Here is a 15,152-nt window from a genome sequence, read left to right on the forward strand (position 1 = left end):
TATAATTTAAAATGTTGTAAAAAATAGGGGTAAGGGGTAAAGCTCATGGAAGAATTAAGTTTTCAAGTCATTATTTTATTAATTGCATTCGGTTTTTTAGCAGCTTTTATTGATTCCGTTGTTGGAGGAGGAGGGTTAATTTCGCTTCCTGCGCTTATGTTTGTTGGCTTATCGCCAGCTTCGGCAATTGCAACGAATAAATTAGCGGCAACAATGGGGACGTTTACGAGTGCGATGTATTTTATTCGATCAGGAAAAGTTGATTTTAAAATTGTAGGAAAGTTAATCCCGTTAACTATTGTTGGAGCTGTTGCAGGTGCTTTAGTAGTAAAATTTATTCCACCGGATATTTTACGCCCATTAGTACTTGTAATGTTGGTATTTATTGCTATTTATATTATTGCAAAAAAGAATTGGGGAAGTGTGTCTACCTATAAGAAGATGACGCAAAGAAAAACATTAATATTTTTCTTTGCTATTTTAATGATAGGATTTTATGATGGATTTTTTGGACCAGGGACAGGATCGTTTTTAATTTTTGCATTTTTATTAATTGGCTTGGATTTTATTCAAGCGGCAGCATCTGGAAAACTTTTGAACTTTGTTAGTAATATTGTATCTTTAATTACTTTTTTATTTTTAGATATAATTCATTTTGAATACGGTATTATCATGGGATTATCAATGATCTTAGGTGCTTATTTTGGATCGAAGTTTGCGGTTCAAAAAGGTGTTGGATATGTAAGGACTTTATTTTTATTAGTTACTATATTATTGATCGGGAAAAATGTTTTGGAATATACTCATATTTTGTAGATTCATACGCATGTATGAATCTCTTTTTTTTATTATATTTTAAAAATTTATTAATTTTTAAAATATAAGTCTAGGAATATTTGAATAAATCTAAATTATCGTGTAGAATAATGTTGTAAAATGTAAACGTTTTTCTAAGGGGAGGCTAAAAAAAATGGTAGTAGCATACAAACATGAGCCATTTACAGATTTTTCAGTGGAGGCTAACAAATTAGCGTTTGAAGAAGGTTTAAAGAAAGTAGAATCTTATCTTGGACAAGACTATCCATTAATTATTGGGGGAGAAAAAATCACTACAGAAGACAAAATTGTTTCTGTAAACCCTGCAAATAAAGAGGAACTTGTTGGTCGTGTTTCAAAAGCAAGCCGTGAGTTAGCTGAAAAAGCAATGCAAGTAGCGGATGAAACATTCCAAACTTGGAGAAAATCAAAGCCAGAAATGCGTGCAGACATTTTATTCCGTGCTGCAGCAATCGTTCGTCGCAGAAAACATGAATTCTCTGCTATTCTTGTAAAAGAAGCAGGTAAGCCATGGAATGAGGCAGACGCTGATACAGCAGAAGCAATCGACTTTATGGAATATTATGGTCGTCAAATGTTAAAATTAAAAGACGGTATTCCAGTAGAAAGCCGTCCAATTGAATATAATCGTTTCTCTTACATTCCATTAGGAGTAGGTGTTATCATTTCTCCTTGGAACTTCCCATTCGCAATTATGGCAGGTATGACAACAGCTGCTTTAGTTTCTGGTAACACAGTATTACTAAAACCAGCTAGTACAACTCCTGTAGTGGCAGCGAAATTTATGGAAGTATTAGAAGAAGCTGGCTTACCAGCTGGCGTAGTAAACTTCGTTCCAGGTAATGGTTCTGAAGTTGGTGACTACTTAGTAGATCATCCTCGTACACGTTTCGTAAGTTTCACGGGATCTCGTGATGTAGGTATCCGCATCTATGAGCGTGCAGCGAAAGTAAACCCAGGACAAATTTGGTTAAAACGCGTTATCGCTGAAATGGGCGGTAAAGATACAATCGTTGTTGATAAAGAAGCAGATCTTGAATTAGCAGCTAAGTCTATCGTTGCATCAGCATTCGGATTCTCAGGACAAAAATGTTCTGCATGTTCTCGTGCAGTAATCCATGAAGATGTATATGATCATGTATTAAATCGTGCTGTTGAATTAACAAAAGAATTAACAGTTGCTAACCCAGCAGTATTAGGTACAAACATGGGTCCTGTTAATGACCAAGCTGCATTCGATAAAGTAATGAGCTATGTTGCAATTGGTAAAGAAGAAGGTAGAATCTTAGCAGGTGGCGAAGGAGACGATTCTAAAGGCTGGTTCATCCAACCAACAATCGTTGCTGACGTTGCAGAAGATGCTCGCTTAATGAAAGAAGAAATCTTCGGACCAGTAGTAGCATTCTGTAAAGCGAAAGACTTCGATCATGCACTTGCAATTGCAAATAATACGGAATACGGTTTAACAGGTGCTGTTATTACTAACAACCGTGACCATATTGAAAAAGCACGCGAAGACTTCCACGTTGGTAACTTATACTTCAACCGTGGATGTACTGGTGCAATCGTAGGTTACCAACCATTCGGTGGCTTTAACATGTCTGGTACAGACTCTAAAGCTGGTGGACCTGATTACTTAGCACTTCATATGCAAGCAAAAACTACTTCTGAAACTTTATAAGAAATAGTAGAGGAGCTCTTCACAGAATGTGAAGAGCTCCTTTTAAAATTGAAATCCTATATATTACCATCGTTCGAAGGGAATGAGCTAAAACCTATTAATAGCGGGATAAACATGTGAACAGAAATAAAATGATGAGAAAAGTTGACTTATTAGTCATATTTTTTAGTATTCATTTTGAGAATTTCCTGTATAATACAATTTGAAAGAAAATCTATGGTTCGACAAGGAACACTCCTTTCGGTTTTGCTCACTGAAAGGAGTGTTTTTTTATGTAGCTAAAAATTCTTGCGTGCTTATTACATTTGCATATACGCCATTTAAACTAGCTAAAATTGTATTGTGAATGTAAACAGCTGGTATAGTAGCGTTCTTAAAAGACAGGTCTTTTGTAGCACAAGCATCATGTATAACGGTACATTGAAAGCCAAAATCGAATGCAGCCCTTACTGTAGCATCGATACACATATGAGTCATCATCCCACATACAACGACATGTTCAATATTTAAACGTTTTAATTGCTCTAGAAGATTAGTTTCTCGGAAGCTATTTGGATAATGTTTGACTATAACTGTTTCTTCTCTAAGTGGACGTACGCTTTCGTGAATATGTACACCTTCTGTATTAGGTAGGAAAAAAGTAGCGTCATCTTTTATAGCTACGTGTTGGATATGAAGAATAGGTTCGCTGTTTGTTCTAAAGTGTTGTAATAACTGATTAGCATATTCGCTTGCTTCTACTGGATTACGCAATTCCATCTTTCCATTTGGAAAATAATCGTTTTGAATATCGACGAGTAAAAGAGCTGTTTTCATATATTTATCTTCCTCCGAGTTTCATATTCAAATAAATTTATTCAATTCGTAGAGAGGATTCTCCTGTTTAAAAATATGAGGAAGAAGAATTTTAAATAACCTTGAAAGTTACTATTTTCTCATGAATTTTCATCTGAAAATTTTAATAAAGGAATAATTAATATTTTTCTAAAAAATGTATTGACTCTTATTATTCTGAGTTCTATAATGAGAATTAATTAAACGACAATTAAATCGATACATTCTTATCCAGAGAGGTGGAGGGACTGGCCCTACGATACCTCAGCAACGGGTTTTTTTAATACCGTGCTAACTCCAGCAAGCCATATAAAGGCTTGGAAGATGAGAAGATGTGAATGAGTACATATAAGTGCTCTCCTTCTTATCTTTATGGTTGATAAGAAGGAGAGCACTTTTTATTTTACCTCGAAAGCTCTGCTTCAAGTTTTTACAGCATATAGGAGGGGAAAAAATGATTTCTTTTAACAATGTAAGTAAAGTGTATGAATCAGCTGGGCAATCTGTTCATGCGGTGGAGGATGTAACATTATCAGTTGAGAAAGGCGAAATTTTTGGCATTATTGGTTTTAGTGGCGCTGGAAAGAGTACGTTATTACGCTTAGTAAATATGTTAGAGAGACCGACGGCAGGAACGATTTCAATAGATGATAAAGATATTACATCATTATCGACGAAAGAATTACGTAAACTGAGACAAAGAATCGGAATGATTTTCCAAAGTTTTAATTTATTTAATTCAAGAACAGTATTTGGAAATATTGCTTATCCATTAAAGTTAGCGAAAGTACCAAAGAATGAGATAAAAGAAAGAGTAAATGAACTGCTGAAGTTTGTAGGGTTAGAAGATAAAGCAAACTATTACCCAGAGCAGCTATCAGGTGGACAAAAGCAGCGTGTGGGCATTGCTAGAGCACTTGCGACATCGCCAGATATTCTTATATGTGATGAGGCAACATCAGCCTTAGATCCAGAAACAACGACAGAAATTCTAAACTTATTAAAGAAAGTAAATAGAGAATACAATTTAACAATTCTTCTTATTACACATGAAATGCATGTTGTGAAAGAAATTTGTCACCGTGTAGCTGTAATGGAGAAGGGAAAAGTTATTGAAGAAGGAAAACTGTTTGATGTTTTCACGCAACCAAAAACAAAGACGACTCAAAACTTTGTACGTTCTGTCATTAATGATCATTTACCGGAAAGTGTTCTAGCGAAAATTCAAAATGGTGGTCAAATTTATCGTCTAACATTTACTGGTGAGGAGACAGGACAGCCGGTACTATCATATATCGCAAAAAACTATAACGTCGATGTAAATGTACTGTACGGAAATATTATTGAACTTCAAAATGTGCTATTTGGAAATCTTCTTGTAGAGTTGCAAGGTGAGCAGAGGGAAATTCAAAAAGCATTACAACATCTAAGACTGCAAGTGCAGCTGAAGGAGGTAGAAGCTCATGCGAGTTGATTGGAGTATATTTTGGCCGCGCATACTAGATGCGACGGGGGATACCCTCTTAATGGTAATTGTAACCCTTATATTTGCTACAATTCTCGGTATACCGCTAGGTTTACTTTTATATGTAACGAGAAAAGGAAACTTTTTAGAAAATAAATGGGTCTTTTCTATTCTTAACATCATAATTAATACAATTCGTCCGGTACCATTCATTATCTTTTTAGTAGCGTTAAGTCCACTAACGAGAAGTGTTATCGGAACGACGATTGGAACAGCAGCAGCAATTTTCCCGATGACGTTAGTCGCATCAATTGGTATTGCTAGAATGGTTGAAACAAACCTTGTTTCCGTTCCGAAAGGAGTAATTGAAGCAGCGCAAGCAATGGGCGCCTCGCCAATTAGAATTGTTTTTGAAATCCTTGTACCAGAAGCGTTAGCACCATTAATCTTAGGTGTCACATTTATGACAGTTGGTTTAATTGAATTTTCTGCAGTTGCTGGGCTTGTCGGTGGTGGCGGTCTTGGTGATTTAGCAATGACATATGGTTATCAACGTTTTGATACATCAGTTATGTTCGTAACGGTCGTGTTACTTATTATTCTCGTACAGATAGCTCAAAATTTAGGGAATTACTTTGCGAAAGTCTTGTTACGCAGATCATAAAAAGGAAGAGAGGAAAAGAGAATGAAGAAAATTTTAGCATTTGCATTATCAGCGATTGTAGGAGTCTCAGCATTAAGCGGCTGCTCAAGTGGAGACACGGGTGCAGGAGCGAAAGAAAAAGTAGTTCGCGTCGGTGTAACTGGAACGGATGGAGACGCTTGGGAAATTTTGAAGAAAAAAGCTGAAAAAGAAGGGATTAAGATTAAACTGGTGGAGTTCTCCGATTACACAACGCCAAATAAAGCGTTAGCTGATGGAGATATTGAACTAAACTCATTCCAGCATATTGCGTTCTTAGAGCAATTTAAAAAGGAACATAAGTTAGATATTACAGCTGTTGGTACAACACAAATTGCACCAATGGGTTTATACTCTGAAAAATATAAGAAATCAAATGAAATCCCAGATGGTTCAGAAATTGCAATTCCAAACGATCCAACGAACCAAGCACGTGCATTAAAACTTCTTGATGCAGCTGGATTATTAAAGCTGAAAAAGGATTTTGGTCTATTTGGAGATCCAAGTGGTATTGCTGAAAATCCGAAGAAATTAAAAATTACACCGGTTATCGCACAGCAAACACCTCGTGTGTTAAAAGATGTAGCGGCATCAGTTATTAATAACGGTGTTGCTGGTCAAGCTGGATTAGATCCAGCGAAGGATCCTATTTTCTTAGAAGATCCAAAGAATGAAAATGCGAAGCCTTATATTAATATTTTCGCAGCTCGTACGAAAGATAAAGATGATCCAACACTGAAAAAAGTAATTGAATTATACCATTCAAAAGAAGTAACAGATGCAATTAAGAAAGAAACAAATGATGGTTCAATTTCAGTAGATCTTTCACTTGAGGAGCTTGAAAAAATCGTAAAATAATGATTGGGTTTAATGGACTAACAGAAGGAACCCCTCCGCTGTTAGTTCGTTCAACATATAAACTTAACAAACCCTAATTCTGTACCTTCCAATTTTGTATAACGTAGAATCCAATGTTTGTTAAGTAGAGTAATGGACCAGGAGTTTTCCTGGTCTTTTTTTATGAATGAAAATAGCTAGCGAACAGTAAGGTAATCCAAATTATAATGGGATAAGAAAATAAGCTGAAAAGGAGTGTAATTACGAATTGCTTTTGATGAATTAAGTGTTTTTTGGATAAAAAAAAGAAAATAGAAAAGAGAGTAATGAAAAATGCTGATATTACGCCGGGGTTATAGGAGCGATAAATGAAAAACAAAATAATATGTTGAACAGAGTTAAAGAAGATGGCCCCTTGTATAAAAATAATCCAGCATATAGAAGACAAGAAGTTAAGTTGATATAGAAAGACGATAAGTAATACAAAGATTGTTAATACGGAAATGGCAATGAAAAATTGTTGGCTAGTTATAAGACGGATTGAAAATTGATTAGCAAGATATTGTGGCATTTGGAAAGCTTCTTCAAGGTTATGAATGAAAAATGATAAGGGAATGATCCAGAGTATAGTAGTGGAATGCTTTTTCATCAACTTACATCACTCCAATAAAGTATAGAAAGCCTAAAAAAGGCTCTCTATACAGAGATAGTTATTCAATTATGATATTTTTTAAATTAACTTCATGATGATCTCGTTCTTTCGGATAAGCAGTTAGCTCCTCTTGCAAAATATTTAATATTTGCTTAGCTGATTGCTGGATTGGATTAGGTAGCTCATCTAATATATGCATCCCGACTTTTACTTTTGTACGAATTACCCTTCGTAGTAGTTCCTCATGCATGCACTACACCTCCAAACCGAATGTTTAGTATATCTTCTTCAAATTTTGCCCCTTGAATAGAAAGGTGTGTTAACGTTTTTGGCAATGTAATATTTCGTTTCACAGAGCCAGCTCGAATAATTAGCTCATCACCTTTTTGATTTAATGAAAGTTCACTTTTGTTTGAGAAGGGAATAGAAAGAATGAAAATATAATCATCGCCATCTTTTCTTACATATTGTGTGCGGCCGTTAAATTTCACTTCAGTAGGACAATGATCAGTTTTAAATAAAGCATCTCCTACACGCTCTAACATGGGTAAACCAACAACTTCTTGTTCAAACATTGGAGCTTCGTAAATAGGAAGTGGATCAAAACTATTTTGAATTAATGTTTTATATTTCTTTTGCGTATCTTTCCATGCTTGAAAATAAGGATCGGTGACGGTGTTAGGGATGACGCGATTAATCATAATGGCATCTACGTTATAATCGTATAAATTTAAATAAGTAAAGCTACGCTGAGCTTCTTTAATGACCATTTTTTCAGGATTTACAACGATGCGGATACTTGTTACTTCTCGGTTTGATAAAATATCTCTCATTTCTCCGAGCTGTTCAAGTGTATTTGTTAATTCGTCCATAATATCATCGGTTGGAAGAGGGACACCAAGGAGTGGTTGAGCTACAGGACGAACGACTTTTAAAACTTTTCTTTTAATAGGAAACAATTTTTCCATCCACCAGCCGAGCATGTCTGGAAAGCTTAGCATTGCTAATGTTTCTCCTGTTGGAGCACAATCAATAATGATAACATCATATGTGTTTTGTTTATAATAATCGAGTACGCGAAGTAAGCTAATTAAATCTTCCATACCAGGAAACATCGTTAATTCTTCTGTTGTAATATCATCGGCTGCTTTGGAAGTGAAGAGTAGTGTAATATATTTCTGTAATTTTCCCCATCCTTTTTCCATCTCATAAATCGTATTAATTTCTTGTGCCCACAAATTTTCACGAATTTCTAATGGCTCAGAAGATAGCTTTATACCAAATGAATCTCCTAAACTATGAGCGGGATCTGTACTCATGACTAAAGTTTTTAATCCTTGTTTTGCGCTTTGAATTGCTGTTGCTGCTGAAATGCTAGTTTTTCCTACGCCGCCTTTACCTGTATACAAAATAATTCTCATCATTCATATCTCCTTTGTTTCGAATATCGAATATTACGAGTGTCGAAGTAAATGATTGAATAAAAACCCAGATAGGGTTTTATTCAATCGGAATGTTTTTCATTTTAGGTGTAGAAACTTTTTCTTCTGTTTTTTGCTGTGACGTAGCAATGTGATTCATAATCTTTTGGAAGATTTGTAGTAAGAATGCTTTTTCTTCTTCTGACAATGCTTCTGTCACTAAGCTAAAGTAGTGGGCTGCATTTTGTTTTACTTCTTGAACGAGCATTACGCCGTTTTCTGTTAACCGAATTAATACAATACGTCGGTCGTTTTCATCACGGTAGCGCTCAATATATCCCTTTTTTACAAGGCGATTTACAACGCCCGTCGTTGTACTCATCGGTATATCAAGAAGGTCAGCAATTTTCGTCATTGTAATATCTGTATTTCGTTCCATCCAAAGTAAACAAAATACTTCTGTTTTAGAAAGTGTTAAATCTAGGCTTACCCATTCTTCAGGATAGAAAAGTTTCTTGGCGTTATCTAGCAGTAAGTCTAAAAAATTGTCAATGATTTTAATTGTTTTTTCAGATTAGACAGAAAACTTTCTTTAAAATAGTATTCTTTTATGATAGATTTATAAATATAAAACTAGAATTTACATAAAAATCCATCATGGTAAATATACTTATCTATAATGGGTATACAGCTAACGAGGGGGAGAACGATGAGAAGACGTAATACGCAAGCGTTCACATTTTTAGCATGGACTTCATTTGTTTGTGCGCTTTCAGGTATGCTAATTGGGATTTATACGTTAGATGAAACGCTTAGTGTAAAAGGATACTATTTAATTGGAACATTATTTTTAACGATGTCTTGTTTTGTATTACAAAAAACAATTCGTGATAATGAAGAAGATAACGAGAGATTTCCGAAAAATAAACCGTTAGATAAAGAGTAAATTGTAAAGAAAGGCATTTGCCTTTCTTTTTTTATGTAAAAATGGCGTAAGTACTCTGTGTTGACTTGCTTGAAGTACTGAAAATTTGGTATCATCAATAGTATTGTAGATTGAACGATATATTATGGAGGTGGCCTAGCCGTGTCAAGAATTTCCGTTGAGAATGTAAAGCACGTAGCACATTTAGCACGTCTTGCAATTACTGATCAAGAAGCAGAAAAATTTCAAAAACAACTAGATGCAATTGTTACATTTGCAGAACAGTTAAATGAATTAGATACAACAGATGTAAAACCAACAACTCATGTATTAACTATGAAAAATGTTATGCGTGAAGATGTACCAGAAAAAGGTTTACCAGTCGAAGAAGTATTAAAAAATGCACCGGATCACAAAGATAATCAAATCCGTGTTCCAGCAGTATTAGAATAGAGGAGGGGAATTTCGATGTCATTATTTGATCATTCAGTATCAGAGTTACATAAGAAGTTAAACAGCAAAGAAATTTCCGTTACGGATTTAGTAGAAGAATCTTACAAACGTATTGCGGATGTTGAAGATAACGTAAAAGCTTTTCTTACATTAGATGAAGAAAATGCACGCGCAAAAGCGAAAGAATTAGATGCAAAAATCGGCGCTGAAGATAATGGTTTATTATTCGGTATGCCAATTGGTGTAAAAGATAACATTGTAACTAACGGTCTTCGTACAACTTGTGCGAGCAAAATGTTAGCAAACTTCGATCCAATTTATGATGCGACAGTTGTGCAAAAGCTAAAAGCTGCTGACACAATTACAATCGGTAAATTAAACATGGACGAGTTCGCAATGGGTTCTTCAAATGAAAACTCAGGATTCTACGCTACGAAAAACCCATGGAACTTAGATTACGTTCCAGGCGGATCTAGTGGTGGTTCTGCAGCAGCTGTAGCAGCAGGAGAAGTACTATTCTCTCTAGGTTCTGATACGGGTGGTTCTATCCGTCAGCCAGCTGCATATTGCGGTGTTGTAGGTTTAAAACCAACTTACGGACGCGTATCTCGTTACGGATTAGTAGCATTCGCATCTTCACTTGACCAAATCGGACCGATTACACGTACAGTAGAAGACAATGCATACTTATTACAAGCTATTTCAGGTATTGACCGAATGGATGCAACTTCTGCAAACGTTGAAGTTGGAAACTATTTAGCTGGTTTAACAGGCGATGTTAAAGGTTTACGCATTGCTGTACCGAAAGAATACTTAGGCGAAGGTGTTGGCGAAGAAGCTCGTGAGTCAGTACTAGCTGCTTTAAAAGTATTAGAAGGTATGGGTGCAACTTGGGAGGAAGTATCTCTTCCACACTCTAAATACGCTCTAGCAACGTATTACTTACTATCTTCTTCTGAAGCATCTGCTAACCTTTCACGCTTTGATGGCGTGCGTTACGGTGTTCGTTCTGATAATGTAAATAACTTATTAGATCTTTACAAAAACACACGTAGTGAAGGTTTCGGTGATGAAGTTAAACGTCGTATTATGCTTGGTACATTTGCTCTTAGCTCTGGTTACTATGATGCATATTACAAAAAAGCACAACAAGTACGTACATTAATTAAGAACGACTTTGAAAATGTATTTGCTAACTATGATGTTATTATTGGACCAACAACACCAACTCCGGCATTTAAAGTGGGAGAAAAAGTTGACGATCCAATGACAATGTATGCAAATGACATTTTAACAATCCCAGTAAACTTAGCGGGTGTTCCAGCGATTTCAGTTCCATGTGGATTCGGTGCTAACAACATGCCACTTGGTCTACAAATCATTGGTAAACACTTCGATGAAGCGACAATTTACCGCGTTGCACATGCGTTTGAGCAAGCAACAGACTATCATACAAAAAAAGCAAGTCTGTAAGGAGGCGAGCATAGATGAATTTAGAAACAATTATTGGTTTAGAGGTTCACGTTGAGTTAAAAACAAATTCGAAAATTTTCTCTGCGAGTCCAACAGAATTCGGAGCGGAGCCAAATACACAAACAAGTGTAATTGACTTAGGATACCCAGGGGTACTTCCTACTTTAAATAAAGAAGCAGTTAACTTTGCGATGAAAGCTGCAATGGCATTAAACTGTGAAATCGCAACGGAAACGAAGTTTGACCGTAAAAACTATTTCTATCCAGATAACCCGAAAGCTTACCAAATCTCTCAATTTGATAAGCCAATTGGTGAAAATGGTTGGATTGAAATCGAAGTAGACGGTAAAAAGAAACGTATCGGTATTACACGTCTTCATTTAGAAGAAGATGCTGGTAAATCAACGCATACAGCTGATGGTTCATTAGTAGACTACAACCGTCAAGGTATGCCTTTAATCGAGATCGTATCTGAGCCAGATATGCGTACGCCAGAAGAAGCATATGCATACTTAGAGAAGTTAAAATCAATCATTCAATACACTGGTGTATCTGATTGTAAGATGGAAGAAGGTTCCTTACGTTGTGATGCGAACATTTCTCTTCGTCCAGTTGGACAAGAGAAGTTCGGTACAAAAGCGGAACTGAAAAACTTAAACTCATTCACTTACGTACAAAAAGGTCTTGAGCACGAGCAAGTGCGCCAAGAAAAAGAACTGTTATCTGGTGGTATCATCCAACAAGAAACACGTCGTTATGATGAAGCAACGAAGAAAACAATCTTAATGCGTGTGAAAGAAGGATCTGACGATTACCGTTACTTCCCGGAGCCAGACTTAGTTGAACTTTACATTGATGATGAGTGGAAAGAAGCAGTTCGAGCTTCTATTCCAGAACTTCCAGATGCACGTAAAGCTCGCTACGTTGCAGAACTAGGCTTACCAGCTTATGATGCACACGTGTTAACATTAACGAAAGAGATGTCTGATTTCTTTGAAGCAACTGTTGCAGACGGTGCTGATGCGAAATTAACATCGAACTGGTTAATGGGTGAAGTACTTGCATACTTAAACAAACAACAAAAAGAATTAAAAGACGTTGCATTAACGCCTGCTGGTTTATCTAAAATGGTTCAATTAATTGAAAAAGGTACAATTTCTTCTAAAATCGCGAAGAAAGTATTTAATGAATTAATTGAAAAAGGTGGAGACCCAGAAGAAATCGTTAAAGCGAAAGGTCTTGTTCAAATTTCTGACGAGGGTACACTTCGTAAAGTTGTAACAGAAATTCTTGATAATAATGAGCAATCTATCGAAGACTTTAAAAACGGTAAAGACCGTGCAATTGGCTTCTTAGTTGGTCAAATTATGAAAGCTACAAAAGGACAAGCAAATCCACCGCTTGTTAACAAAATCTTACTTGAAGAGATTAATAAGCGATAATAGTAGTAACTTTTAAAGATTAAGCAGAAAAACACCCGTACATGGGTGTTTTTCTAGGTTAATCAAACGTTTGTTTAAATGAGACAAAATCGTTTAAACAAACGTTTGATTAACTGTCAAAAGTGGAAAAATGTTTGTATAGCAACTATGGTATGATAGTTGCAAAAAGGTGGGAATAATGATAAATCTAAACATAGAGGTTTTTTTCATCTCATGAAATAATAGATAGTTATTATTCGTTATATGTAAATTTTTATGGAAGAATGGATAGAAATAAAGTGAAACTTTAATCAGTGGGAGGTTCATCCAACACTGATTATTAGCCCTCACCAATCGGGCATTTACTGCCCGCAAATAGCGGGATAAATTTTGGGGTCAAATAAAAAACCATTGAAATGAATATTTACTTTTGATGGACTACACGAATCGGGTTCTTACTGCCTGTTTGAGCGGGATAAAAGAAGGATAGCAAGATGAGAGGAGGTAGGCATGGGAATACTGAATAGAAGTTCAGTATGTTCTTTTTCGATACATAAAGAAATTTCCTGTGCTAATAAATGATGAAGCGAGCAAGAATTATTTATAATCCTACTTCTGGGCGTGAGCTATTTAAGAAGAGCTTACCAGAAGTATTACAAAAATTAGAACAAGCTGGCTATGAGACATCTTGTCATGCGACAACGGGTCCTGGAGACGCTACTGTGGCGGCGAGGCAAGCTGCGGATCGTAAGTTTGATGTTGTTATTGCGGCTGGTGGCGACGGTACGTTAAATGAAGTAGTAAACGGTTTAGTTGGGCATGAATTCCGTCCGAAATTTGGAATTATTCCAGTTGGAACGACAAATGACTTTGCACGTGCAATTGGTGTACCTCGTTCTATTGAAGAGGCAGCAGATATTATTTGCGAAGGAAAAACAGTGCCATTAGACCTTGGTAGAGCGAACGATACATATTTTATTAACATCGCTGGTGGCGGTCGTATTACAGAATTAACATACGAAGTACCGAGTAAGTTAAAGACAGTATTAGGGCAGCTTGCTTATTACCTAAAAGGTATCGAGATGTTACCATCATTGCATCCGACATATGTTGAAATTGAGTATGATGGAAAGTTACTACAAGAAGAAATTACGATGTTTTTAATTACGAATACTCGTTCAGTAGGTGGATTTGAAAAGGTAGCACCGTATGCATCTATTAACGATGGGTTATTTGACCTATTAGTACTGAAAAAAGGTTCTATCGCTGATTTAATTAAAGCAGCAACACAAGCACAACGTGGTGAACATATTAATAATCCAAAAGTGTTATATACACAAGCGAACCGCATTAAAGTACATTCACCAGATAAACTAATGATTAATTTAGATGGTGAGTATGGTGGAGATGCACCGATGGAATTCGAAAATATATATCATTGTTTAGAACTATTTGTTCCTGAACATCAAGAGGATGCCCTGTAAAGGCATCCTTTTTTACTTTGTTAAAATGAATTGTAAATTGGGAGTTAGTTTGATTTTTATGGTATTTTTACAATTATTTTATTTTACATCCATATTTTATTGATACACTGGAGGAGATAAGAAACGAGAGGTAGGATGCTATGGAGAAGGTAAAAGCAATACTATTTGATAAAGATGGGACATTAATGGATTTTCATTCAATTTGGATAAAAGTAGCTGAAGAACTTGTAGCTGAATGTATAAGTTTATATCATTTACCAAGTACAATAGGGCAGACCTTATTAGAAGAGATTGGTGTAGAGGGAGCATTTGTTAATCCGAGGAGTGCAATAGCTGCTGGAACAAGCCTTGATGTAGCGAAGGGGCTTTGTAATTATATTGAGTCTGCTAGAGAAGAAGAGGTGCATCAGTGGGTAAGTGAGAAGTTATTTTCCCTTATGTATGAGCATCGTTCGCATATGAAAATGACAGCGGATTTACCGAAAGTGTTACAGGCATTAAAAGATAAAGGATTTATATTAGGGGTTGTCACGGCGGATGATTTCGCACCAACAGAATTATTTTTAAAACAATATAAGTTGGAGAACTTTTTTGATTATATTATAGCCTCGGATACATTCCTTGCGCAAAAACCAGATAAAAAGATTATAGAAGTGTTTTGTGAGAAATTTAATTTAGAATCATGTGAGGTTGCGGTTGTTGGAGATACGCCAACTGATTTACATTTAGCTAAAAATGGCGATTGCTATGCAATTGGGGTGCTATCTGGTACGGGAGACCGTCCAACATTAGAACCACTTGCTGATTTAGTGTTAGATTCTGTTGGAGAGTTTATTTCTCAATCGGGTGAGTTTTTCTGGGAGAAAGAAAAGTCTAATGTGTAAGGAAAATAAGTCTATAAAGACTCTTAATGAGTCTTTATAGACTTATTTTTTATGCCTGGATACAAAGAATATAGGATAAATGCTAGAAAAGAAAGTTGGCATA

15 protein-coding genes, 1 pseudogene and 1 riboswitch are annotated in these 15,152 nt (G+C 35.9%); of the genes and pseudogenes, 11 read left to right on the top strand and 5 right to left on the bottom strand.

Annotation, left to right across the window (positions count from 1 at the left end):
• Positions 1–45: 45 nt before the first annotated feature.
• Positions 46–816 carry a TSUP family transporter gene (locus ACTL4X_RS01815; RefSeq protein WP_000391974.1) on the top strand — a complete coding sequence of 257 codons (771 nt, stop codon included), beginning with the start codon at positions 46–48 and terminating at the stop codon, positions 814–816.
• A gap of 154 nt (positions 817–970) precedes the next feature.
• Positions 971–2,518, top strand: a complete 1,548-nt coding sequence (pruA, locus tag ACTL4X_RS01820) for an L-glutamate gamma-semialdehyde dehydrogenase (protein WP_000259555.1) — start codon at positions 971–973, stop codon at positions 2,516–2,518.
• Between the two features lie 250 nt (positions 2,519–2,768).
• Here the strand turns inward: pruA and ACTL4X_RS01825 are convergent.
• Positions 2,769–3,334, bottom strand: a pseudogene (locus tag ACTL4X_RS01825) (cysteine hydrolase family protein).
• 242 nt (positions 3,335–3,576) lie between these two features.
• A riboswitch (SAM riboswitch) is annotated at positions 3,577–3,683 on the top strand.
• A 123-nt stretch (positions 3,684–3,806) separates the two neighbouring features.
• Between ACTL4X_RS01825 and ACTL4X_RS01830 the strand changes: the two are divergent.
• The 3 genes from ACTL4X_RS01830 to ACTL4X_RS01840 are packed head-to-tail and all read left to right on the top strand — an operon-like array spanning position 3,807 to position 6,357.
• A complete protein-coding gene (locus tag ACTL4X_RS01830; protein ID WP_000622969.1) occupies positions 3,807–4,826 on the top strand; it encodes a methionine ABC transporter ATP-binding protein in 1,020 nt (339 codons plus the stop codon).
• Positions 4,816–5,481, top strand: a complete 666-nt coding sequence (locus ACTL4X_RS01835) for a methionine ABC transporter permease (RefSeq protein ID WP_001261865.1) — start codon at positions 4,816–4,818, stop codon at positions 5,479–5,481. Before ACTL4X_RS01830 ends, ACTL4X_RS01835 begins: the two co-directional genes overlap by 11 nt.
• A gap of 21 nt (positions 5,482–5,502) precedes the next feature.
• On the top strand, positions 5,503–6,357 hold the full coding sequence (locus tag ACTL4X_RS01840) for a MetQ/NlpA family ABC transporter substrate-binding protein (protein WP_000721599.1): 855 nt from the start codon (positions 5,503–5,505) through the stop codon (positions 6,355–6,357).
• A 160-nt stretch (positions 6,358–6,517) separates the two neighbouring features.
• Here the strand turns inward: ACTL4X_RS01840 and ACTL4X_RS01845 are convergent, their stop codons facing one another.
• From ACTL4X_RS01845 to ACTL4X_RS01860, 4 genes are all read right to left on the bottom strand, one after another.
• Positions 6,518–6,985 (bottom strand): HXXEE domain-containing protein, encoded by a 468-nt coding sequence (locus ACTL4X_RS01845; RefSeq protein WP_002204877.1) that lies wholly within the window; start codon positions 6,983–6,985, stop codon positions 6,518–6,520.
• A gap of 61 nt (positions 6,986–7,046) precedes the next feature.
• Entirely contained in the window at positions 7,047–7,238 is a 192-nt protein-coding gene (locus ACTL4X_RS01850) for a DUF3926 domain-containing protein (RefSeq protein ID WP_000544103.1), read from the bottom strand.
• The gene (locus ACTL4X_RS01855; RefSeq protein WP_002182396.1) at positions 7,231–8,412 is read right to left on the bottom strand and encodes an ArsA family ATPase; all 1,182 of its coding nucleotides are present in this window, start codon (positions 8,410–8,412) and stop codon (positions 7,231–7,233) included. The genes ACTL4X_RS01850 and ACTL4X_RS01855 overlap by 8 nt, the downstream gene beginning before the upstream one ends.
• A gap of 76 nt (positions 8,413–8,488) precedes the next feature.
• Positions 8,489–8,971: a MarR family winged helix-turn-helix transcriptional regulator gene (locus tag ACTL4X_RS01860; RefSeq protein WP_086400869.1), complete on the bottom strand. Its 483-nt coding sequence runs from the start codon at positions 8,969–8,971 to the stop codon at positions 8,489–8,491.
• Between the two features lie 147 nt (positions 8,972–9,118).
• On the opposite strand from ACTL4X_RS01860, the gene ACTL4X_RS01865 reads away from it, so the two are divergent.
• The 6 genes from ACTL4X_RS01865 (at position 9,119) to ACTL4X_RS01890 (ending at position 15,049) form a co-directional block, all read left to right on the top strand.
• On the top strand, positions 9,119–9,355 hold the full coding sequence (locus ACTL4X_RS01865; RefSeq protein ID WP_001254393.1) for a YiaA/YiaB family inner membrane protein: 237 nt from the start codon (positions 9,119–9,121) through the stop codon (positions 9,353–9,355).
• Between the two features lie 141 nt (positions 9,356–9,496).
• Positions 9,497–9,787 carry an Asp-tRNA(Asn)/Glu-tRNA(Gln) amidotransferase subunit GatC gene (gene gatC, locus ACTL4X_RS01870; RefSeq protein ID WP_000086999.1) on the top strand — a complete coding sequence of 97 codons (291 nt, stop codon included), beginning with the start codon at positions 9,497–9,499 and terminating at the stop codon, positions 9,785–9,787.
• Positions 9,788–9,802: 15 nt separating this feature from the next.
• Positions 9,803–11,260: an Asp-tRNA(Asn)/Glu-tRNA(Gln) amidotransferase subunit GatA gene (gatA, locus tag ACTL4X_RS01875; protein WP_000051455.1), complete on the top strand. Its 1,458-nt coding sequence runs from the start codon at positions 9,803–9,805 to the stop codon at positions 11,258–11,260.
• Positions 11,261–11,274: 14 nt separating this feature from the next.
• Complete coding sequence (gatB, locus tag ACTL4X_RS01880; RefSeq protein ID WP_001047685.1) at positions 11,275–12,702, top strand: Asp-tRNA(Asn)/Glu-tRNA(Gln) amidotransferase subunit GatB; 1,428 nt, start codon at positions 11,275–11,277, stop codon at positions 12,700–12,702.
• Between the two features lie 557 nt (positions 12,703–13,259).
• Positions 13,260–14,165, top strand: a complete 906-nt coding sequence (locus ACTL4X_RS01885; protein ID WP_000977679.1) for a diacylglycerol kinase — start codon at positions 13,260–13,262, stop codon at positions 14,163–14,165.
• Between the two features lie 140 nt (positions 14,166–14,305).
• Complete coding sequence (locus ACTL4X_RS01890; protein ID WP_134208583.1) at positions 14,306–15,049, top strand: HAD family hydrolase; 744 nt, start codon at positions 14,306–14,308, stop codon at positions 15,047–15,049.
• Positions 15,050–15,152: the final 103 nt, after the last annotated feature.

The organism is Bacillus sp. RE35, from assembly GCF_052146655.1.
Taxonomy (GTDB): Bacteria; Bacillota; Bacilli; order Bacillales; family Bacillaceae_G; genus Bacillus_A; species Bacillus_A cereus.

Excerpts from the sequence above, each read along its gene's own strand:
- ACTL4X_RS01855 (WP_002182396.1), bottom strand. The coding sequence starts at position 8,412 with ATGATGAGAATTATTTTGTATACAGGTAAAGGCGGCGTAGGAAAAACT.
- ACTL4X_RS01835 (WP_001261865.1), top strand. The coding sequence starts at position 4,816 with ATGCGAGTTGATTGGAGTATATTTTGGCCGCGCATACTAGATGCGACG.
- ACTL4X_RS01815 (WP_000391974.1), top strand. The coding sequence starts at position 46 with ATGGAAGAATTAAGTTTTCAAGTCATTATTTTATTAATTGCATTCGGT.
- ACTL4X_RS01885 (WP_000977679.1), top strand. The coding sequence starts at position 13,260 with ATGATGAAGCGAGCAAGAATTATTTATAATCCTACTTCTGGGCGTGAG.
- ACTL4X_RS01865 (WP_001254393.1), top strand. The coding sequence starts at position 9,119 with ATGAGAAGACGTAATACGCAAGCGTTCACATTTTTAGCATGGACTTCA.
- pruA (WP_000259555.1), top strand. The coding sequence starts at position 971 with ATGGTAGTAGCATACAAACATGAGCCATTTACAGATTTTTCAGTGGAG.
- ACTL4X_RS01840 (WP_000721599.1), top strand. The coding sequence starts at position 5,503 with ATGAAGAAAATTTTAGCATTTGCATTATCAGCGATTGTAGGAGTCTCA.
- gatB (WP_001047685.1), top strand. The coding sequence starts at position 11,275 with ATGAATTTAGAAACAATTATTGGTTTAGAGGTTCACGTTGAGTTAAAA.
- ACTL4X_RS01845 (WP_002204877.1), bottom strand. The coding sequence starts at position 6,985 with ATGAAAAAGCATTCCACTACTATACTCTGGATCATTCCCTTATCATTT.
- ACTL4X_RS01890 (WP_134208583.1), top strand. The coding sequence starts at position 14,306 with ATGGAGAAGGTAAAAGCAATACTATTTGATAAAGATGGGACATTAATG.
- gatA (WP_000051455.1), top strand. The coding sequence starts at position 9,803 with ATGTCATTATTTGATCATTCAGTATCAGAGTTACATAAGAAGTTAAAC.
- ACTL4X_RS01850 (WP_000544103.1), bottom strand. The coding sequence starts at position 7,238 with ATGCATGAGGAACTACTACGAAGGGTAATTCGTACAAAAGTAAAAGTC.
- ACTL4X_RS01830 (WP_000622969.1), top strand. The coding sequence starts at position 3,807 with ATGATTTCTTTTAACAATGTAAGTAAAGTGTATGAATCAGCTGGGCAA.